The sequence below is a fragment of the Citrobacter sp. wls706 genome, from assembly GCF_005281305.1.
In the GTDB taxonomy this organism is placed as follows: domain Bacteria; phylum Pseudomonadota; class Gammaproteobacteria; order Enterobacterales; family Enterobacteriaceae; genus Citrobacter; species Citrobacter werkmanii.
Genome location: NZ_SZXG01000034.1, coordinates 69,591 through 91,257, shown reverse-complemented (window position 1 = coordinate 91,257; position 21,667 = coordinate 69,591). Strand labels below are relative to the sequence as shown.

The 21,667-nt window shown below is 54.5% G+C and carries 16 protein-coding genes; 7 read left to right on the top strand and 9 right to left on the bottom strand.

What is annotated here, in order from left to right; all coding sequences use genetic code 11:
- Nucleotides 1-6 precede the first annotated feature (6 nt).
- Nucleotides 7-927: a L,D-transpeptidase gene (gene ldtB, locus FDW92_RS15800; RefSeq protein ID WP_042310152.1), complete on the bottom strand. Its 921-nt coding sequence runs from the start codon at nucleotides 925-927 to the stop codon at nucleotides 7-9.
- 232 nt (nucleotides 928-1,159) lie between these two features.
- Here ldtB and FDW92_RS15795 point away from each other — a divergent pair, with 232 nt between their 5' ends.
- Nucleotides 1,160-2,755, top strand: a complete 1,596-nt coding sequence (locus FDW92_RS15795; protein ID WP_042309575.1) for an ABC-F family ATPase — start codon at nucleotides 1,160-1,162, stop codon at nucleotides 2,753-2,755.
- 187 nt (nucleotides 2,756-2,942) lie between these two features.
- On the opposite strand, the gene FDW92_RS15790 is transcribed toward FDW92_RS15795, so the two are convergent.
- Nucleotides 2,943-5,306: a glycoside hydrolase family 31 protein gene (locus tag FDW92_RS15790; protein ID WP_042309574.1), complete on the bottom strand. Its 2,364-nt coding sequence runs from the start codon at nucleotides 5,304-5,306 to the stop codon at nucleotides 2,943-2,945.
- Nucleotides 5,307-5,323: 17 nt separating this feature from the next.
- Nucleotides 5,324-6,625, bottom strand: a complete 1,302-nt coding sequence (locus FDW92_RS15785; RefSeq protein ID WP_042309572.1) for an MFS transporter — start codon at nucleotides 6,623-6,625, stop codon at nucleotides 5,324-5,326.
- A 288-nt stretch (nucleotides 6,626-6,913) separates the two neighbouring features.
- On the opposite strand from FDW92_RS15785, the gene FDW92_RS15780 reads away from it, so the two are divergent.
- Complete coding sequence (locus FDW92_RS15780) at nucleotides 6,914-7,987, top strand: LacI family DNA-binding transcriptional regulator (protein ID WP_042310151.1); 1,074 nt, start codon at nucleotides 6,914-6,916, stop codon at nucleotides 7,985-7,987.
- On the opposite strand, the gene FDW92_RS15775 is transcribed toward FDW92_RS15780, so the two are convergent.
- The 4 genes from FDW92_RS15775 to FDW92_RS15760 form a co-directional block, all read right to left on the bottom strand.
- Nucleotides 7,984-9,246 carry a DUF1479 domain-containing protein gene (locus FDW92_RS15775; protein ID WP_042309570.1) on the bottom strand — a complete coding sequence of 421 codons (1,263 nt, stop codon included), beginning with the start codon at nucleotides 9,244-9,246 and terminating at the stop codon, nucleotides 7,984-7,986. The genes FDW92_RS15780 and FDW92_RS15775 overlap by 4 nt on opposite strands.
- 148 nt (nucleotides 9,247-9,394) lie before the next feature.
- Nucleotides 9,395-10,210, bottom strand: a complete 816-nt coding sequence (locus FDW92_RS15770) for a Cof-type HAD-IIB family hydrolase (RefSeq protein ID WP_137400659.1) — start codon at nucleotides 10,208-10,210, stop codon at nucleotides 9,395-9,397.
- Between the two features lie 167 nt (nucleotides 10,211-10,377).
- A complete protein-coding gene (locus FDW92_RS15765; protein WP_042309566.1) occupies nucleotides 10,378-12,810 on the bottom strand; it encodes a glycyl radical protein in 2,433 nt (810 codons plus the stop codon).
- A 5-nt stretch (nucleotides 12,811-12,815) separates the two neighbouring features.
- Nucleotides 12,816-13,715, bottom strand: a complete 900-nt coding sequence (locus FDW92_RS15760; RefSeq protein ID WP_042309564.1) for a glycyl-radical enzyme activating protein — start codon at nucleotides 13,713-13,715, stop codon at nucleotides 12,816-12,818.
- Between the two features lie 132 nt (nucleotides 13,716-13,847).
- Between FDW92_RS15760 and fsa the strand changes: the two genes are divergently transcribed.
- On the top strand, nucleotides 13,848-14,510 hold the full coding sequence (gene fsa, locus FDW92_RS15755; protein WP_042309562.1) for a fructose-6-phosphate aldolase: 663 nt from the start codon (nucleotides 13,848-13,850) through the stop codon (nucleotides 14,508-14,510).
- Nucleotides 14,511-14,684: 174 nt separating this feature from the next.
- Complete coding sequence (locus tag FDW92_RS15750) at nucleotides 14,685-15,626, top strand: Rpn family recombination-promoting nuclease/putative transposase (RefSeq protein WP_042309561.1); 942 nt, start codon at nucleotides 14,685-14,687, stop codon at nucleotides 15,624-15,626.
- A gap of 48 nt (nucleotides 15,627-15,674) precedes the next feature.
- Here the strand turns inward: FDW92_RS15750 and moeB are convergent, their stop codons facing one another.
- A complete protein-coding gene (moeB, locus tag FDW92_RS15745; protein ID WP_042309559.1) occupies nucleotides 15,675-16,424 on the bottom strand; it encodes a molybdopterin-synthase adenylyltransferase MoeB in 750 nt (249 codons plus the stop codon).
- Entirely contained in the window at nucleotides 16,424-17,659 is a 1,236-nt protein-coding gene (moeA, locus tag FDW92_RS15740) for a molybdopterin molybdotransferase MoeA (RefSeq protein WP_042309558.1), read from the bottom strand. The genes moeB and moeA overlap by 1 nt, the downstream gene beginning before the upstream one ends.
- A 176-nt stretch (nucleotides 17,660-17,835) precedes the next feature.
- On the opposite strand from moeA, the gene FDW92_RS15735 reads away from it, so the two are divergent.
- The 3 genes from FDW92_RS15735 to gsiA all read left to right on the top strand — a co-directional run bounded on the left by FDW92_RS15735 (nucleotide 17,836) and on the right by gsiA (nucleotide 21,639).
- Complete coding sequence (locus FDW92_RS15735) at nucleotides 17,836-18,624, top strand: aminoglycoside nucleotidyltransferase ANT9 (RefSeq protein ID WP_042309556.1); 789 nt, start codon at nucleotides 17,836-17,838, stop codon at nucleotides 18,622-18,624.
- Between the two features lie 191 nt (nucleotides 18,625-18,815).
- Nucleotides 18,816-19,784, top strand: a complete 969-nt coding sequence (gene iaaA / locus FDW92_RS15730) for a beta-aspartyl-peptidase (RefSeq protein WP_042310148.1) — start codon at nucleotides 18,816-18,818, stop codon at nucleotides 19,782-19,784.
- On the top strand, nucleotides 19,768-21,639 hold the full coding sequence (gene gsiA / locus FDW92_RS15725) for a glutathione ABC transporter ATP-binding protein GsiA (protein ID WP_042309554.1): 1,872 nt from the start codon (nucleotides 19,768-19,770) through the stop codon (nucleotides 21,637-21,639). The genes iaaA and gsiA overlap by 17 nt, the downstream gene beginning before the upstream one ends.
- The last annotated feature ends 28 nt before the right edge of the window (nucleotides 21,640-21,667 follow it).

Genomic DNA, 21,667 nt, shown 5'->3' with positions numbered 1-21,667 from the left:
AGCAGATTAGTTCAGACGAACCGGCATACCAGAACGGTTCTGTACCGCCTGATCAACGACGGACTGATCAACGTCAGACTGACCGGTGACGCTGGTAATGCTCTTGTTCAGCGTAATCGGTACGATTTCCCCGCCTTCAAACTGTGCTTCAGTGGTGGACAGTGGGTTGTGTACCTCGATGTAACGGCTGCCGTCTGGTTCGGTAGTGGCTTTCACCGGCTCATCGATAAACTGTACGCGAGTGCCGACCGGCACATTTTCAAACAGGAATTTGATGTCGTCATTACGCAGACGGACGCAACCGTGGCTGACACGTAAGCCAACGCCGAAGTTAGCATTGGTGCCGTGAATAGCATACAGACGACCGATATACAGGGCGTACAGACCCATCGGGTTATCCGGGCCTGCCGGAACCACGGCTGGCAGCGGTTCGCCCGCAGCGCGGTATTCCGCATGCATTTTCGCCGTTGGCGTCCAGGTTGGGCCCGCTTTCTTACGTTCTACTTTGGTGGTCCAGTTGATTGGCGTGTCTTTGCCTAACTGACCGATACCAATCGGCAGAACGATAACGGTGTTGGTGCCTTTCGGGTAGTAGTACAGACGCATTTCAGCGCTGTTGATAACAATACCTTCATGCACGGTATCCGGCAGGATCAACTGCTGAGGAATGTTCAGTACGGTGCCGCCCTTCGGCAGGAAAGTATCCACGCCAGGGTTGGCTTCCAGCATGTTAGACAGACCCATCTGATATTCTGCCGCAAAATACTCCAGCGGTTGGGTATTGCCTTCAGGAATGGTGATGACCTGGTTTTGGCCAATCAAACGGCTACCATCGGTAGGCAGCGGGTACGTGACGGCTGAGGCAGTGTTGCAAAAACCAACTACCGCAAGTGCCGCCGCGAAAAGCGTTGTCAATTTCATATTCATCTTCATGTATGCGAGATTCAGTGCCAGGCAGGCCAGTGGGTTGAGATTTATGTAGTGTTGGGCACGCATTATATGTGCAATCTGAGCAACAAGGAATTCGGATGTGTACTAAATCACATTTTTTTCCTTTTGCTTTCACTTTAGCCCTTCAGCATGAAGGGGCGATCTTATCGTAGACTTATGGCATAATAAGCGGTTTGTCACATATTTCTTTCTCTTTCAGGATACGCCAGTGTTAGTTTCCAGCAACGTCACCATGCAGTTCGGCAGTAAGCCGCTGTTTGAAAATATTTCCGTCAAATTTGGCGGCGGCAACCGTTACGGCCTGATTGGCGCGAACGGTAGCGGTAAATCCACTTTTATGAAAATTCTTGGCGGTGATCTCGAACCGACGCTGGGTAACGTTTCCCTCGATCCGAATGAGCGCATCGGTAAGCTGCGCCAGGATCAGTTCGCCTTTGAAGAATTCACCGTGCTTGACACCGTAATCATGGGTCACGGTGAACTGTGGGAAGTGAAGCAGGAGCGCGATCGTATATACGCTCTGGCCGAAATGAGCGAAGAAGACGGCTATAAAGTGGCTGACCTCGAAGTTCAGTACGGTGAAATGGACGGCTACTCTGCGGAAGCGCGTGCGGGCGAACTGCTGCTGGGCGTGGGTATTCCGGTAGAACAACATTACGGCCCGATGAGCGAAGTCGCACCCGGCTGGAAGCTGCGTGTGCTTCTGGCCCAGGCACTGTTCTCAAACCCGGATATTCTGCTGCTCGACGAACCAACGAACAACCTGGATATCGACACCATCCGCTGGCTGGAGCAGACGCTGAACGAACGTGACAGCACCATGATCATCATTTCGCACGACCGTCACTTCCTGAACATGGTCTGTACGCACATGGCGGATCTGGACTACGGCGAACTGCGTGTGTATCCAGGTAACTACGACGAATACATGACGGCGGCGACTCAGGCGCGTGAACGTCTGCTGGCCGATAACGCCAAGAAGAAAGCACAGATTGCCGACCTGCAATCCTTCGTCAGCCGCTTTAGCGCTAACGCATCGAAATCTCGTCAGGCGACTTCCCGCGCCCGTCAGATCGATAAAATTAAACTGGAAGAAGTTAAAGCTTCCAGCCGTCAGAACCCGTTCATCCGCTTCGAGCAGGATAAGAAACTGTTCCGTAACGCGCTGGAAGTGGAAGCGCTTACCAAAGGTTTTGATGAAGGCCCATTGTTTAAAAACTTCAATCTGCTGCTCGAAGTGGGTGAGAAGATTGCCATTCTGGGCGCCAACGGCGTGGGTAAATCCACTATGCTGAAAACGCTGGTCGGTGATTTGCAGCCGGATAACGGTACCGTGAAGTGGTCCGAAAACGCGCAGGTCGGTTACTACGCGCAGGATCATGAATATGAGTTTGAAAACGATCTGACGGTCTTCGAATGGATGAGTCAGTGGAAACAAGAAGGCGACGACGAGCAGGTTGTGCGCAGCTTCCTCGGTCGTCTGCTGTTCAGCCAGGATGATATCAAGAAGCCTGCAAAAGTGCTCTCCGGTGGTGAAAAAGGGCGCATGCTGTTCGGTAAGCTGATGATGCAGAAACCGAATATTCTGGTAATGGATGAACCAACCAACCACCTGGATATGGAATCAATTGAGTCGTTGAACATGGCGCTGGAAATGTATCAGGGCACGTTGATTTTCGTTTCTCACGACCGTGAGTTTGTCAGCTCGCTGGCCACCCGCGTGATTGAAATTACGCCGGAGCGCGTGATCGACTTCACCGGTAACTACGAAGATTACCTGCGTAGTAAAGGTATCGACGGCTAATTTCCCGTCGTCTTTCACGCTGCAGATGTGTTGGCTTCACCTGTTCACCCCGGTCACTTACTAATGTAAGCTCCCGGGGATTCACAGGTTTGCCGCCTTCCTGCAGCGCGAAATACTTAGGGAAAGGCGTCGAGCCTTTATTCCCTCTCCCTGTGGAAGAGGGGTAGGGTGAGGGCATCAGGCAGCACTACACCAGCCACTCACCCCCTTCAACCCCGTTCACCAGCAGCTTACGTTTTTCCCCTACCGGTAACGACACCTTCAGTGCCTTCCACGCCGGACGATAATCCCCGCGCGCGTTCACCTTCAGGTTGATGGTTGCGCCATCGCACACCATTTCCCATTCCACCCACAGCGCATTGCCGTTCTGATAGCCCCAGCTTTCACCGTCGTCTTCAAACAGCAGCCCGGAGGTCGTGCCGACGCCTTTAACCGGGAACAGCTTCAGCTCGCGGGCCGTATCTTTTTCGGCACTCACATGCGTGATGCGCTCGCTCAGCGGCAGACCGGCTCCGGCGCGCACCAGCAGCGGCAGTTTTTCCAGCGGCGCATCGAGGACGATGGATTGCCCGCCCGCATACCACGCGTGGGTGTAAAAATCATACCAGCCCGTTTCGTTATCCGGCAGCCAGACCCGGCGCTCGCGCTGCCCGGCTTCGACGACGCTGGCGACCAGTAGGTCGCGACCCAGCAGGAAGTCATCGCACTCTTCAAAGGTCTGCGCATCGTGCTCGTGATCGAGGAAGGTCGGGCGCAGCATCGGCTCGTCGTCGGCATGCGCCTGCCAGAGCAGGGTGTAAAGATACGGCAGCAGGCGATAGCGCAGTTCAATGGCACCACGAATGGCAGGCGTCACGCCCGGATACATCCACGGCTCGTTCACCGTGTGGTCATCATTCCATGAGTGAATGGTAAAGCGCGGATGCATCACGCCGTTTTGTACCCAGCGGACAAACAGCTCGGCATCCGGTTTGTCGCCGGAGAAACCGCCGACGTCGTGACCGACGTTGAACAGCCCGGACAAGCTCATCCCCAGCCCCATGCGGGTGTTGAAGCGCAGGGTGTCCCAACTTGTGCGGTTATCGCCGCTCCAGGTCTGCACGTAGCGCTGCATCCCGGCGCAGCCGGAACGGGAGATGAGATATGGGCGCTTCTCCGGGGCGAAACGCTGCTGCGCTTCCAGCGAGGCGCGCATCATCAGCAGCGGCATCACCGGGCGAATGTGCTTGATAGCGATTTCCTGGCCGAAGCCATGGCAGCGCGCTTCGCCGTCCCACACTTCAAACTCGTTGTTGTCGTTCCAGGTAGAGTCGATCCCCATCTCCAGCAACTGCGTGGTGACGCCTTCCTGCCACCACTGAATAGTCTGCGGGTTGGTAAAGTCGAGGTTAGAGCCTTCGTCATCCCAGAAGCTGGAACGTTCTGGTGTATTGCTTTCGGAATCGCGAATAAACAGGCCGCGTTCTGCTACTTCGTTATAACGCGGGTGATCCTGCAACAGGCACGGTTTGATATTGGCCGCCAGTTTCAGCCCCGCGTCGTGGAACGCCTGGCTCATCACCTTCGGTTGCGGCACTTTGTCGTAGTTCCAGTTAAAGACGTAACGCTTGCCGTTGATCGAGGTGTAACCGGAAGAGAGCTGGAACGAGTCGCATGGAATAGCGTGTTCTGCGCACAGGCGGATGAAGTTCATCAGTTGGTTCTGCGCGTCCGATGCGTCGGTGTAGTGCATGGTCGAGCCACTGTAGCCCAGGCTCCATTTTGGTCCGAACAACGTTTTGCCGGTCAGACGGACAAAGGCTTTGGTGACGTCCAGCACTCGCTTGCCGGTAAAGATGTAGTAATCAATATCACCCGCTTCCGCCTGCCAGCGGCGATAGGCGGTGTGGTAGTTATCGATTTCGTTACCCAAATCCAGCCAGCAACTGCTCAGGTTGTCGTAGAACAGGCCGTAGCTCACATCATGGCGATGGGCGATAGTGAACGGGATGTGCTTGTACAGCGGGTCAGTGCTGGCTGCGTTATAGCCCATCGCATCGAGGTTGCGCATCTCATAACGTTTACCGTTGCGCTGCAGATCGCCCGCTTTCTCACCCAGGCCGTAGAAACGCTCATCCTTACGGCGGCTGAGATAGTGCGCCACGCCGTCGCCGTGTGCATTCAGCAGGTATGCGCTGGTGGGTCGGTCATTGACCAGCGACTGCCACTCGCCCGCCTCATTGCAGTAGTGCCACTCCAGCCACAGCGGCTGGTGGACGGTCACGCGCAGCCGTTCGGTTGCCACGGTTAGCGCACCATCCTGCTGCGTCAGGTTCCAGGCCGGGCAGGAGAAGCCGCTTATGTCGTCACGATGGCGACCTTCCCACGGCACGTCTTTTTCCGGGGCGATGCTCCAGGTGCGGTCCAGCGCCAGCTCGCCTTTACGCTTAACCAGCACGCGGAAAAGATTCTCTTCCAGCACATACAGACACAGACGGTGCTGGTTATCGACCAGCAGTTCAAGATGGTTTGCTGACTGCTTATCTACGATCCAGTTTTTCAGGGTTTTCATATGTAATACATCCACTATCAGGCGCGTTTAGCGCGACGTTCAGCAATAAATGCTACCAGGAAGACAGCGCCAATCAGGTCAAAGAAGCCCATGGCAATAAACAGCGGGTTAAAGCCGATTTTGTCGGCGGTTACGCCGATTAACAGCGAGAACAGGAAGCTGGCGATCCACGCCGCAGAGCCGCGCATGCCGTTGACAGTCGCCATCTGGCCTTTGTCGAACGACTCAACGACCAGGGCGCTCAGCATGCAGGAGATGATCTGGTGCCCGAAGCCACCGATGGAGATCAGCACGATGGTGATATACGGGTCGCGGGTGATGGCCACGATGCCCAGAGAGATCATTAGGAACGCGCCCGTCACGGAGCTTGCTACCACAGAGTTAACGCGGGAGCAGCCGAACAGACGGGTATACAGACGCGTCAGGTAACCGCTCGCCACGCTACCGAGGTCGGCGGCGAGGAACGGCAGCCAGGCAAACATCGCAATCTGCTTCAAATCCATACCGTGCTCTTTGGCAAGGTACAGCGGCACCCAGAAGCTCAGCACCGCCCAGGCCGGTTCCGCCATAAAGGCCGGGATGGCGATACCGTAGAAGCGTTTGTTTTTTGAGACGGTCTTCAGCGCAGTCAGGAAGTGCAGTTTCACCGCTGGCGGTTCGTTATCCTGTTTGATAAATGCCAGCTCGTCCTTACCCAGGTTCGGGTGCTGTTCCGGATTGTGGTAGAACGCCCACCACAGGATCACCCATAGCAGCGCCAGCACGCCGGTAAACATAAACGCGCCCTGCCAGCCGAACGAGGTGTGAGCAAAGTAGATGATAGGCGGCGCCAGCATCGCGCCGATGGAAAAGCCTACGCCCGCCCAGCCAGCGGCAACGGGACGCTCTGATTTCGGGAACCATTCGCCAATGGTTTTGGCGTTCGCCGGGGTAGCGGCGGCTTCAGAAGCACCCATAAAGAAGCGCAGAATCGCCAGGTGCAGCCAGCTTCCGGCGCCCGCATGGAAAATACACATCAACGCCCAGATCCCGGCGCAGACCATAAAGCCAATTTTCAGGCCGATAACGTCAATCAGCCAGCCGCACAGGGGCTGGAAAATGGTGTAGGCGATCTGGAACGCGCCGACGATCCAGGAGTATTGCTCGGTGGTGATGCCGAGGCTCTCTTTCAGTTCCGGGGCGAGGATCCCGAGCGAGTTTCGGGTGATGTAGTTAACGGTGACGCCAAGTAAGAACAGCACCAGGATGTACCAGCGCAAGTTCTTAATGACGCGACGGGTTTTGCTTGTCGCAATGGTGTTATTGATGTCCTGACTCATTTTACTCTCCACAAGACGGACGGTAAGGGGACGGAGGTTCAGGTGTCACACAAATTTTTATGGCTTTGATTTATATACATTTAAAATATGAAAGTTGATATACAACTAGTATGGAAGTGGTGTGACAAGTTCACCTTAAGGGAGAACATGAGCGGGAAATAGTTGTTTTTGTGCAAAATTTCTCATAAATGACTTAAGTCATTTGGCATGATGGCTCCTATGCCAGTTATTTACTGATAAATGAGCAATGAAAATTTTTTCATTTTGCAAATGGAGCCAGATCACAAAATGGACAAAAGGCTAAAAATTACCGAAATCGCAGCCCGTACTCAGCTCTCAATCAGCACGGTTTCTCGCGTGCTGGCGGGGAAGGCCAACACCAGTGAGAAAGCACGGGCAAAGGTGTTGGCATGCGCGCGGGAATTAGGGGTGATTGAAGGCATGGCGGCCGGGCGTTTGCTGCTTAACTGTCTGGTTGTTTTTGCCCCGCAGCGGGCGTTTGACGAGCGGTCCGACATCTTTTACTACCGCGTGATCCAGAGCGTGAGTAAAGGCCTGGCGTCCCACGAAGTCCGCCTGCGCTACTGCGCGCTGGAAGAGAACGACAGCGATGCGCAGTTGTTTCTGGCGCGAATGAACGAGCCGGACACCCAGGCCGCCATTCTTCTCGGTATCGACGATCCTCATATCCACGATCTGGCGGTGGATGTCGCTAAACCCTGCATGTTGATTAACTGCCGGGACCGGCACATGCGTCTGCCTGCCGTCGCGCCGGACCATCGCGCCATTGGCGAACGGGCGGCGGAATATCTGTTTGAAATGGGGCACCGGGAGGTGCTGAATGTAATGTGTCTGCGCCGCTACACTATGGAGCTGCGCCTGTCGGGGATCCGCGACGCGTGGCAGTCACACAACCTGAAATTTAATGACCTGCGCGATCTGCTGGTGGTGCCGAGCTTTAGCGCTCGTGAAACGGAGGAGCTGGTAAATGTCTGGCTTATCGAGCGGAAGGGTAAGGATCTGCCGACTGCATTTTTAGTTGGCGGCGATTTTATGGCGGCGGGTACCATCAGTGCCCTGCAAAAACACGGCCTGCGCGTACCTCAGGACGTCTCTGTCATGAGCATCGACGGCTTTAATCTGGCGGCAATTCAGGATGTACCCTTAACCGCAGTTCATGTTCCCCGTGATGAACTGGGAACGGAAGCGGTATATATGCTCCAGCAGCGGCTGATGCGCCCGGATGCGCCGGTGTGGACGTTGTTGCTTAACGGCATGCTGGCCGTACGGGAATCAGTACGGCGGATACGTCAGGGGAAACGACGCACCGCCGTGGATCGGGAAGGACTGTACGACAGCTAAGCAATACCCAGCGCACGCTTACCGTGGATATTCAAATCCTCCAGCGTGAAGCGTCCTTCCCAGTCAGTTTCATAATCCTCGCGCGGGAAATCACCCGGCGACGCGCCTTTTTCCAGCGCGGCCTTCACTTTATGGGCATAAGCCAGATTCTTTTCGCACATCGGCGCGGCAGGGATGTACATTACATTGCCCCAACCCTGCTGATTTTCCACCGGCGCGACGGAGTGGATCACATCGCAATGCCACCAGACGGAGTCTCCGGCGTCCAGTTGCGGAATACTGGTTAACGCCTCTATCAGTAGCGGATGCCATTGCGTGGAAATCGGCAGAACTCTGCCGGGCGCGACGCCGCAAAGCTCATCTTCCGGCACATCGTCAAGCAATGGACGTAATAGCACATAGGCCATCGCTTCAGGAATCGGGACTACGTGCAACAATCCCTGACCTGGCAACATATCGGAGAGTGCCGTCCAGCCCTGGAAGGTACGAAATACTGAACATTTAGTGGTGTTATCTACCGTGTACTCTTCAACTTCTGTGCGATGCGCCGCCTGCCATGGATCGTAATCTTCCAGCTTGCCATTGAAAACATTAGCAAAGACCTGCTGATATGCCGGCAGAAGCCAGCGCTCCAGCGCGCCGGAATCCGTATGCGCGCCCAGCCCTTTGGACGTTGTTCCCGGCGGACGACGACGTATGCGGTCAGGATAGATGACGCTGATGTCCGGGTTAAACCATTGTTTCCCTTCGCTTGTAAACGTCCACAGGCGATTAAGGAATGACTGCGCATTGGCCATTTCTTCGCTCTGGCGGGCCTGCATCTGCGCCTGGGACCAGTAGATGGGGTAGATCTCCGGGCGGGATGCGCTGAGGGTGCCAAAAAAGTTATCACCGGGGCCTTTGTAGACCTCATCAAAATGGTTGCGATCTAGGTAATCGAGCATCGACTGGTCCCATGCCAGCGCCTGTTCGCGGGGGAAATGCGCCTTAATGACCGCGCATCCGCGACGCTTAATCTCTTCACGCTGCTCGGCGCTTACGCGTCCCGCTTTGATATCCGCATAGGACAACGTTGGCCAAACCGGGGAGCCTTGCGCTTTGAGGGCGTTGATTTCCGCCACGCGAGTGGCAATGGCATCGCTCAGCTGATTGAAAATCAACTGAACATCCCCAAGCTGTGCCCGCAGCTGCTGTTTCATCTGACGGATTGCCGCTTTGTGATCGGCGGGCAATGTGTCGCTGGTAAACGTAAAAGCCATAACCACCTCGCATTAACTTTCATTCGAAACTTATTTAACTTACACATGCAATATAAGTTAAAAATAAGTTAATGCAAGTTTAAAAACTTGATGGTGGGCACGGAATGAATAAAGAGTGAAAAACCGGAGCACGCCCCGGTTAGCAGGATCAGACGTTAAAAGGAGATGTGTTATCCAGCACCGCCTGAATCACGTTCAGCGCGCCCTGATGGTTATTGTCGTCGGTCTGATAGCGGGCAATCGTTTTAATGCTCTCTGCCGCATTGGCCATGGCGAAAGAGTAATGCGCCATTTTCAGCATTTCTGCATCGTTGCCGCTATCGCCAATGGCGACGACGTTTTGCGGAGACAGGTTCCAGCGTTTCAGCAGGCGACTGATACCGTTGGCTTTATGTAAGCCCGGAATAATCAAATCGATAAACCCAAAGCCGCTGGTGACGGGCTTCATTATGCCATCCAGAGCAGTATGCAAGTGATCGATAACCAACGGGATTTGTTGGTCGGGTAAGTTCAGAGAAAACTTAAACAGCACATCATCAATGTCCTGATAATCTTTCACCGGTTTCAGGCGATGATAGTGTTTCGACATCAATGCCACGAAAGGCTCTGGGGCATTCTCGCTGACGTAGGCACTTTGCAGACCACATGCAACAAAATTGAGCTGCTTGTCTTTGAGGAGTTCGCCAATAACAATGCGTGATTCGTGACGGGTGAGCTCACCGTGAAACAGCTGCTTGCCATGCTCATAAACCAGCGCGCCATTCTCAGCGACAAACGATATTTCGTCTTTAAGCTCCGGGAAAAAGGAGATCAGCTGGAAATACTGGTTGCCGCTGGCCACGACAAATTCAATATCTCGTTTTTTCAGTTCCTGATACTGCGCCATAAAACGTGCACGATCGTATTTCTTGGCGTCGTCGAGAAAAGTTCCGTCCATATCGGTGACGATAACTTTGATGGTCATACTTGCTCCTGGCTCATAACTGCGACCAGAAACATTCTAATAACAATGTGACCTGAAGCACAAATTTAATTTCGAATGAAAGTAAAAGGCCGGGTGGCAGCTTCGCCTTACCCGGCTAATGGGGAAATATGTAGGCCCGGTAAGCGCAGCGCCACCGGGCGGGGGAGTTACAACATGTGTTCAGTACGGGCGATGATATCGTCCTGTGCATCCGGAGACAGGGCGGTGAAGAAGGCGGAATAGCCTGCGACACGCACCACCAGGTCACGGTATTGATCCGGGTGTTTTTTTGCTTCCAGCAGCGTTTCACGGGACACAATGTTGTACTGAATATGCCAGCCTTTGTGCTCTTCAAAGAAGGTGCGCAGCAGGATCATCAGTTTTTGCTTATCTGATTCATTCTCCAGCGTGGCCGGATTCAGCTTCTGGTTTAACAACACGCCGCCGAGAATGGAACCGGTCGGCAGCTTACCCACCGAGCCAATCACCGCCGTCGGGCCGAGATGGTCCGTCCCGGAAGCCGGACTTGCGCCTTCAGCCAGCGGGGTGTGAGCTTTACGGCCATCCGGCGTTGCCATGGTTGCCGCGCCAAACGGCACGTTTGCGGAGATAGAAGAGGTCCCGGCGTAGTAATTGCCGCCAACCGGACCCCGACCATAACGTGGATTATGATACTGTTTCAGTTCATCGATATAAGTCTGATAAGCGCGGGCCAGCAGTGTATCAACGGAATCGTCATCGTTGCCGTACTTCGGCGCGCCGTTGATCAGTCGTTGACGTAATTGCTCGTGGGTCAGACCGTCAAAATCATCAGCCAGTGCTGCAGCCAATTGCTGCTGGCCGATAGCGCCTTGATCGAAGACCAGTTTCTTCACAGCCGCCAGGCTGTTGCCGAGGTTGGCGATACCCACCTGCAAACCTGATACCCAGTCATACTTCGCGCCGCCTTGCTTAATGCTTTTCGCGCGTTCGATACAGTCGTCTACCAGCGCCGAACAGAGAATATCGTGTACGTTCTCTTCCAGCATGGTGTCAACGACATACTCGATTTCAATGGATTTACGGGTGTAGTAGCGAATCTGTGTATCCCAGGCGTCCATCACTTCATCGAAATTGTTGAAGTTGCCAGCCGAGAGCGCTTTTTCCTGCGGCAGGAAGACTTTGCCGCTGGTGGCATCGCGTCCGCCTTCCAGCGCCGCCAGCATCACGCGGGCAAAGTTAATAAAGCTCATGCCGGTACAACGGTAGCCCCATTTGCCGCCAACGGCGGTTTCGATGCAACCAATGGCCGCATAGTCATAGGCGTCCTGCGGTTCAATACCAAGCTTTATAAATTCAGGTATGACGATTTCATCGTTGTTAAAGGCTGGCATCCCGAAGCCGCAGCGAATGACCTGCACACAGGCATCAAGGAAATCGTTACTCATCCCCGCGTGATAGCGCACGCTCAGGTTAGGCTGAGTAGAGCGCAGGCGACCGCAGGATTCCAGAATGGCGTAAGAGAGCGGGTTGACGGCATCCACCGCTTGACCGTTAACCAGATTCTGTCCGCCAATGGTCACGTTCTGATACAGCGGGCTACCTGCCGATGCTTTGGAGTGGGAGCCGGAGCGGATTTTGTTTACTTCCAGCAGCTTCAGCCAGCAGCTGTGCAGCAGCTCAATGGCGTGCTCGCGATCCAGCGACTGATTCAGCTCCACATCACGACGGTAGAAAGGATAGAGATACTGATCCATGCGACCAAACGACACGGAATGGCCGTTCGACTCAATTTGCAGGATCAACTGGATGAAGTAGCACAACTGCAGCGCCTGCCAGAACGTTTTAGGCGGTTCATGCGCAATCACATCACAGTTTTCCGCCATGGTCAGCAGTTCCTCGCGACGGCTGGCGCGGGTCTCCGTAGATGCCATTTTGCGTGCCAGCGTGGCAAAACGCTCAATGTGCAGACTGACGGCCTCCAGCACGATATCAATCGCTTTCAGGAACTGATCGCCATGGAGGTCTTCCAGACAAGTCAGATTGATACGGGAGCGACGTTCATCGACTTTGTGGCGCAGGCCGTCGAGACCTTTTTCCAGCAGCAGCGGGAAGTTTACCGCCAGGTGTGCGTCGCCGGAGGTCATGTTGCCTTCGGCTTTGATAATGCCGGTTTCCAGCAGACCTTTCTGCTCATCGGTGAACATCCCGTAGCAGCGATCCTGCACGGTCTGACCACGCCACCACGGACATACCTCGTGCAACACACGTTTATTCTCTTCGCTTACCGAGAAGCCTGCGCCAGGTCTGTCGGCGAGGTCATCGATCTCTTTTTCAATCCAGGAGACGGTGTATTCCGGGAAGATCGGCGCGGCGCGCACTTCGCTCGCCTGGTTACCAATAATCAGTTCGTCATGCTTAATCCAGATGGTACGTTCCGCCAGATGATGGGCCAGCGCCAGCGCGCGGCGTACCGGGATTGGCTTATCCAGATGTTGTTGATACATCTCGGTATAGTGCTGGGCGCGCTCGGTGCAAACCGGCGGCTTCACGATGTGGATCAGGGCTGTTTTATGCGCTTTGATACGGTCGCTGAGTGTGTCCAGTTTCAGAGTGGTCATGGCGATTATCCTCGTAGGGTCGCGGTTAAACCTTTATGGCGGGCATACTGCTGAGCAAATTCGAGCAGAGCTGGCGCCTCAAGCGGTTTATCCGGTGCGTTGTAGGGTTGACTGAGTAAGTGGTATTTATTGATGCCCAGGGTGTGATAGGGCAAAAAATGGATCTCCCCGACGTGAAGCTCGTCGGCAGCAAAATCGGTAATAGCCTGGATGGCGGCTTCGTCAGCGTTGAAACCCTGAATCAGCGGTACGCGGATAATCATTTTTTTACCCGCAGCGGCCAATTTTTTCAGATTGTCTAATACACGAGAGGCACTGCCATCGGTCCACTGTTTAAACGGCGCGTCGGCGACATGTTTTAAATCGGCCAGGAACAGATCAATGTAAGGTAATGACGGCTCGATATACTTCCACGGCACATGCAGACAGGTTTCGACCGCCGTATGAATGCCCGCGTCGTGGCTGGCTTGGAATAATTCTGCCGCCAGTTCTGGCTGCATAAACGGTTCGCCGCCCGAGAGGGTGAGCCCGCCACCGCTACGATCGTAAAACGGTTTATCACGCAGTACGGTCGCCATGATGTCATCCACGCTTTTTACCTCTCCGCAGACGGTCAGCGCCTGGGTTGGACAGCAGTACGTCAGCGCGGCGAAATCGTCATCGGTCAGTTTTTCGCGATAAATAAGCAGACCGCTCAGCGCCCGCTCAATCACCGCGGGTGCCGCCTGAGCACAGAGATCGCAACCGTCGAGACACAAACGTGCGTCGTAGAGCAGGTCCTGTGTGCGGGCGCGGCTTTCCGGATTCTGACACCAACGACAGCCGAGGGAGCATCCCTTAAGGAACACCACGGTACGGATACCGGGACCATCATGCGTGGAATAGCGCTGGATATTGAAAATCATAAGCGGCCTCTTTTCTTTCGTATAAAGATTAAATTACTTTCGAATGAAAGTTATATTGACGTGCGTCAACTAACCGTGAGGTTTCGCCGTGCTACTTTTTATTCATGCTAATTATTCGTTTGAGGAAAGGTTATGGAACTCTATTTAGATACGTCGGATGTTGCCGCTGTCAAAGCTCTGGCGCGTATTTTTCCGTTGGCCGGGGTGACCACTAACCCGAGTATTGTGGCGGCTGGTAAAGAGAGGCTGGAAGTGTTGCTGCCGCAACTGCAGGAAGCGATGGGGGGACAAGGCCGTCTGTTTGCGCAGGTGATGGCGACGACCGCCGAAGGTATGGTCAGCGATGCGCGTAAACTGCGGACAATCATTGCGGATATCGTGGTCAAAGTACCGGTGACGGCAGAAGGTCTGGCGGCGATTAAGCTGCTGAAAGAAGAAGGGATCCCGACGCTGGGTACCGCGGTATACGGTGCTGCTCAAGGGCTGTTAGCGGCGCTGGCGGGAGCGGAATATGTTGCGCCATACGTAAACCGCGTGGATGCGCAGGGGGGAGATGGTATTCAGACAGTTACCGATCTGCAAACCTTACTGAACATGCATGCGCCGCACGCCAAAGTACTGGCAGCCAGCTTCAAAACGCCGCGTCAGGCGCTGGATTGCCTGCTGGCAGGCTGCGAATCCATCACGCTGCCGCTGGACGTCGCTCAGCAGATGATTAGTTCTCCGGCTGTGGATGCGGCGATTGTGAAGTTTGAGCAGGATTGGCAGGGGGCGTTTGGACGGACGTCGATCTAGTTTTAGGTCGGATTACTCCGGCATATTTGCGTATGTGATTCCGTTAAAATGAATCTGTTGCAGTTAAGATCAATAAACTGCGAATCCCCCTCGTAAAACCGGTAAAGCCTGCATGCTACCCGTCATCGCGACGGGTACATTCACGTCATCATGTTTATCAGGTGACGGACCGCCATGAAAAAAACACCTACAGCCACACCGCACGATGCGCTGTTTAAAACATTTTTAAAATACCCTGCCACAGCCCGTGATTTTATTGAAATTCATCTTCCTCCCACGCTACGGGTGCTTTGTGATCTGGCGACGTTAGAACTGCAACCCTCCAGTTTTATTGAAGAAAACTTACGCGCATATTATTCAGATGTGCTTTGGTCGATGAAAACCAGTGAAGGGGAGGGTTATATCTATGTCGTGATTGAACATCAAAGTCGTCCTGATGTGCATATGGCGTTTCGCCTGATGCGTTATGCGATAGCGGCAATGCAAAGCCACCTTGACGCTGGGCATGCCCGCTTACCGTTAGTCGTGCCGATGCTGTTTTATCATGGCGTCGATACGCCTTATCCCTTCTCTTTATGCTGGCTGGATGAGTTTGATAATCCGCTCCTGGCGCGCCAGCTTTATCTGTCGGCATTTCCATTGGTGGATATTACCGTGATCCCGGATGAAGAAATTATGCAGCACCGGCGTATCGCACTGCTGGAACTGATTCAAAAGCATATTCGCCAGCGCGATTTATTAGGACTGGTGGACAATCTGGCTACGCTGCTGGTTACAGGAAGTGCTAATGACAGCCAGCTAAAAGCGCTGTTTAATTATCTGCTAATCCAGCATGGTCACAAACCGCGCTTTGGGCGATTTATGCGTAAGCTGGCGCAGCAGGTACCCGAACACAAGGAGAGTACAATGAATATTGTCGAAAAAATACGTAGGGCAGGGGAGCGAAAGGGGCTACGGAAAGGCATGGAGCGCGGTCATGAAAAAGGTTTAGCTGAAGGTCGCCGCGAGGAAGCGCAGCGCATTGCCCACTCAATGCTGGCCGATGGTCTCCCACGGGAGCTTATTGTGAGAATCACCGGGCTATCAGAGGAAGATATTAAATCTTTGACGCATTGACTGTATGTTAGTACAGCCCCGGAAAATAAATGCCGCCGGGGCTTACAGTTATTGCCCGCACACCTCACAGCCAGGGTTACGCATCAGCTTCATTTCGCGAAACTGGCAGGTCATGGCGTCGTACATGACGATTTTTCCAGATGCGGGTTTACCGTAGTTTGCCAATAATTTAATGGCTTCCATAGCCTGTAATGAGCCGATCACGCCGATTAGCGGAGCCATTACGCCAGCTTCCACGCAGGTGAGGGCATTTTCACCGAACAGGCGGCTCAGGCAACGGTAGCAAGGTTCGCCTTCCTGATAGGTAAAGACGGTAATTTGCCCTTCCATGCGGATTGCCGCCCCGGAAACCAGCGGAACCTTTGCGCTAAAGCATCCGGCATTAAGCTGATTGCGGATACTGACGTTATCCGTACAGTCCAGCACCAAATCGTGTTCGGCGATCAGCGCGTGAATTTCGCTATCATCCAGCAGCGCATTCACTGGCGTAATGGCGATATAAGGGTTAATCCGCGCCAGCGCGTCGCGGGCGGACAGCACTTTCGGTTGCCCTACGGTTGCATCGCTGTGCAGCGTCTGGCGCTGGAGGTTCGACACGGAAACGGTGTCAAAGTCGAGCAGCGTTAAATGCCCGATGCCTGCGCCTGCCAGGTATTGGGTCGCGGCGCAGCCAAGTCCCCCCAGACCAACGACCAGTACCCGCGCCTCCTTGAGCGCTTCCTGGCCTTCAAAATCGAAGCCGCGCAGAATGATTTGCCGGTTATAGCGCATCATCTCCTGGTCGCTGAGTTCCGCCATTACAGGCCTCCAAACAGCGCGTTAAACGGCTCGACTTCAACCCACTCTCCGGCTTCAACGTTGCCGCGATCGCGTTCCAGCACGATAAAACAGTTGCCGAGGCTAAAGGAGCTAAAAATATGCGAACCCTGGTGTCCGGTGGTGGTGACTTCCAGTTCGCCTTCTGCGGTGCGCTGCAATACGCCACGTTGAAAATCCAGACGTCCTGGCGTCTTCTTCAGACGTGACGCGGTGCGCACGCGTTGGCGAGGAGGCAACCCACAGCCCGTGTTGCCGCTGAGTTTCGCCAGCATTGGTTGCACCAGTTGATAAAAGGTGAGGGCTGCTGACACCGGGTTACCTGGCAGACCGCAAAACCAACTGTTGCTTAGTTTGCCAAAGGCAAACGGTTTGCCCGGTTTGATGGCCAGCTTCCAGAAGGCAATTTCTCCCAACTCTTCCAGAATGGTTTTGGTGTAATCCGCTTCACCGACAGAAACGCCACCGGAGCTGATAACGACATCGGCCTGGCTGTCGGCTTCAATAAACGCCGCGCGCAGGGCGTTGGGATCGTCGCGAATAATCCCCAGGTTGATCACCTCGCAGCCCAACTGTTGCAGCATCAGGTGAACGGCCAGACGGTTGGTGTCATAAATCTGTCCGTCGCCCAGCGGTTGACCCGGCAGTTGCAGTTCATCACCAGTGGAAAACAACGCCACGCGGACTTTGCGCACAACAGGCACATCAGCAATTCCGAGCGAGGCCAGAACCGGGAGCTCGGCGGTTGTCAGGCGGGTCCCGGTGGGGAAGACGACTGCACCGTTCGCAATATCTTCACCGCGCAGACGAATATTTTGTCCGCTGCGGACTTCGGCGGTAAAACGCACACCGTCGTCGGTTTGTTCCGTTTGTTCCTGCATGACCACTGCTTCACAACCGGCAGGCACCGGGGCGCCGGTCATGATGCGGATACAGGTCCCCGCGGGCCATTCGCCGTGAAAAGGCTGTCCGGCAAAGGCTTTGCCTGCTACCGCAAGCGGCAGACCCGAGCGTAAATCATCTAATCGCACCGCATAGCCATCCATTGCCGAGTTATCGAATCCCGGTACATCAATGGGGGATACGACGTCGGCGGCCAGGATACGGCCAAAACATTGAACCAGCGGCAGCGTTTCGACGGCGGTGAGCGGGGTAATACGCGACAGCATCTGAGAGAGAGCCGTTTCAAGCGGCATCAGTCCGGCGGTAAATTCCATGAGAAGACTCCTGCGGGGCAAAATCGAATCCGGCCATTATGTCAGAAAATGGCCGAGGACAGTATGCTACCTCAGGCTTAGAATCAGATCTGATCAAGGTTTTATGCCAGAGGATAGCGACACAGGAACAATGCAGTATAGACTTAATATTTCCGCTTTTTTCCCCAGGGGGCTAAATGGCTACTACTATCCCGGAGGCAATTCGACGACAGGTGAATGCAGCCAGCGCGCTCATCCGCCAGGTTTTCGAGGAGAATCTCGTTGCTATTCATCTGTATGGTTCTGCTGTCGAAAGCGGTTTAAAACCTCAAAGCGACATCGATTTGTTGGTCACCATACGGGAACCAATGGATGCCCGGTTAAGAGAAACCGTAATGCGGGAATTGCTGACCATTTCAGCGCCGCCCGGGACCTCAGAACGTTACCGCGCGCTGGAAGTCACCGTTGTTCTGTTCTCGCAGATCGTGCCGTGGCGATTCCCACCCGTCAGAGAAATGCAGTTTGGTGAGTGGTTGCGTGATGATATTGGTGCCGGCGTATTTGAACCGGCGCTGGCGGATCCTGATCTTGCCATTTTGCTGACCCAGGCCCGGCGCGCCAGCGTACCGTTATTTGGTGAACCCGCTGATATATTATTCAACGCCATTCCTGCCAATGATGTATTGGAAACGTTTCGACATACCCTCGAACAGTGGCAAAAACCGGCAGATTTAGAGGGTGATGAGCGCAATATCATGCTGGCTTTGGCGCGTATCTGGTACAGCGTCGTTACTGGCGATATTGTCGCAAAGGATGAGGCCGCGTCGTGGCTCATGCCGCAATTGCCCGTTGAGCATGCTGACACGCTGCAAGCTGCATGTTCGGAATATCTGGGGTTAACCAAAACGAACTGGGCTGAATCTATGCCGTCAGTACAACGATTTGTGCTTTATGCAAAAAAAGAGATTACCGATCTGCTTGAATAGGTTATTCAATGTCGTCGGGGATCTCATTCCTGTTTACTCTATCTGTATGACCTGATGGTATCGATTATGAGGTGCAGGCCTTTATCTTTACATGACGTCTGCATCTTTCTATATTCAAAAATCGAATCAATAAGTCACCGAAATTCTGATATTTATAACCCCCGGAACCAGTCACCTTAATGGACGAAAAAATGGGTAAAGCAGTTATTGCAATTCATGGCGGTGCTGGGGCTATTACCCGCGCGCAGCTCAGCCAGGAGCAGGAGTTGCGCTACATACAGGCGCTGTCCGATATCGTCGAAACCGGTCAGCGGATGCTCGAAGAGGGGCGTAGCGCACTGGATGTGGTGACCGAGGCCGTGCGTCTGCTGGAAGAGTGCCCGCTGTTTAATGCCGGAATTGGCGCAGTATATACCCGTGATGAAACCCATGAGCTGGACGCCTGCGTGATGGACGGTAATACCCTGCAAGCGGGAGCCGTCGCGGGGGTAAGCCATCTGCGAAATCCAGTTCTCGCGGCACGCCTGGTGATGGAACACAGCCCACACGTGATGATGATTGGTGAGGGGGCAGAGAATTTTGCTATTGCGCAGGGTATGGAGCGCGTTTCGGCGGATATTTTCTCGACGCCAGAACGCTACGCTCAATTGCTGGCGGCGCGAACGACGGGTGAAACGATGCTGGATCATAACGCTACCCCACTGGATGAAAATAACAAAATGGGTACCGTGGGGGCGGTCGCGCTGGACATGTTTGGTAATCTGGCGGCGGCGACATCGACCGGCGGGATGACCAACAAATTGCCGGGCCGGGTGGGTGACAGTCCGCTGGTTGGTGCCGGCTGTTATGCCAATAACGCCAACGTGGCGGTTTCCTGCACCGGAACCGGAGAAGTCTTTATTCGTGCGCTGGCGGCTTATGATATTGCGGCGTTGATGGACTATGGCGGCCTGAGTTTATCTGAGGCGTGCGAGCGTGTGGTGATGGAAAAATTACCGGCGCTGGGCGGCAGCGGTGGCTTAATTGCTATCGATCATGAGGGTAACGTCGCCTTACCGTTTAATAGTGAAGGCATGTACCGTGCCTGGGGATACGCGGGCGATACGCCAACCACCGGTATTTATCGGGAAAAAGGAGATACCGTTGCCACACAGCGATGAGCTTGACGCCAGTGACGTACTGGCAGTGAGCAACCTGAACATTACCTTTGAACAGGAACAGCAGCGCGTCAGTGCGGTGTGTAATCTGTCATTTCGCCTCAAGCGTGGCGAAACGTTGGCGATAGTTGGCGAGTCCGGTTCAGGAAAGTCGGTCACGGCTTTGTCGCTGATGCGTCTGATTGAACAGGCTGGCGGCGAGGTGAGCTGTGATGAAATGCTACTCCGCCGCCGCAACCGCCAGGTGATAGAGCTGGGTGAACAGAGCGCATCACAGATGCGCCACGTGCGCGGCGCGGATATCGCGATGATCTTTCAGGAGCCAATGACATCGCTTAATCCGGTGTTTACCGTGGGTGAGCAGATCGCCGAGTCTATCCGCTTACACCAGGGGGCCAGTCATGAAGAGGCGATGCTGGAAGCTAAACGGATGCTCGATCAGGTCCGTATTCCTGAGGCGAAGGCGATTTTATCGCGCTATCCACACCAGCTTTCCGGCGGCATGCGCCAGCGCGTGATGATCGCTATGGCGCTGTCGTGCCGCCCTGCGGTACTGATTGCCGATGAGCCGACCACCGCGCTGGATGTCACTATTCAGGCGCAGATCCTGCAACTGATAAAAGTGTTGCAACAGGATATGTCGATGGGGGTGATCTTTATTACCCACGATATGGGGGTGGTGGCGGATATTGCTGACCGTGTGCTGGTGATGTATCAGGGTGAGGCGGTAGAAACCGGCAGCGTTGAGCAGATCTTTCATGCTCCCCAGCATCCCTATACTAAAGCGCTGCTGGCAGCCGTACCGCAGCTTGGCTCCATGAGCGGACAAGCGTATCCGCGCCGTTTTCCACTTATTTCTTTACACGATCCTAGTCATGTCGAACCGCAAACCGAGCAGGACACCGTGGTTGAAGGCGAGCCTATCCTACGGGTGCGCAATCTGGTGACGCGTTTTCCTCTGCGCAGCGGCATTCTTAACCGGGTAACCCGTGAGGTGCACGCGGTGGAAAACGTTAGCTTTGACCTGTGGCCGGGAGAAACGCTCTCGCTGGTGGGCGAGTCGGGCTGCGGCAAGTCCACCACCGGGCGGGCGTTGTTGCGCCTGGTTGAGTCTCAGCGTGGAGAGATCATCTTCAACGGACAGCGTATTGATACCCTGGCCGCCAGCAAACTGCAGCCGCTGCGCCGGGATATTCAGTTTATCTTCCAGGACCCTTATGCATCGCTCGATCCTCGCCAGACGGTGGGATATTCCATTTTAGAGCCGTTACGGGTGCATGGATTACTGCAAGGTGATGCGGCTGCAAAACGGGTTGCCTGGCTGCTGGAGCGCGTAGGATTGCTCCCTGAGCATGCCTGGCGCTATCCGCACGAGTTTTCCGGCGGTCAGCGTCAGCGTATCTGCATTGCCCGGGCTTTGGCGCTCAATCCCAAGGTGATCATTGCCGATGAGTCGGTCTCGGCTCTGGATGTCTCGATTCGTGGGCAAATTATCAACCTGTTGCTCGACCTGCAGCGCGAAATGGGGATCGCATATCTGTTTATTTCCCACGATATGGCGGTAGTGGAGCGGATCAGTCACCGTGTGGCGGTGATGTATCTGGGGCAGATCGTCGAGATCGGCACCCGGCGGGCGGTATTTGAAAATCCACAGCATCCGTATACGCGCAAACTAATGGCGGCAGTACCCGTTGCCGATCCATCACATCATCGCCCCCAGCGCGTGCTGTTGTCGGATGATATCCCCAGCAATATCCGCAAGCGCGGCGAAGAGATTTCCCCCGTGTCATTACAGTTAGTTGGCCCGGGGCATTATGTAGCGCGTCCACAACAAGAAAATGCGCTTTCGCGTTTATAACAGGCAGACAGGGTTCAAGGAGAATAAC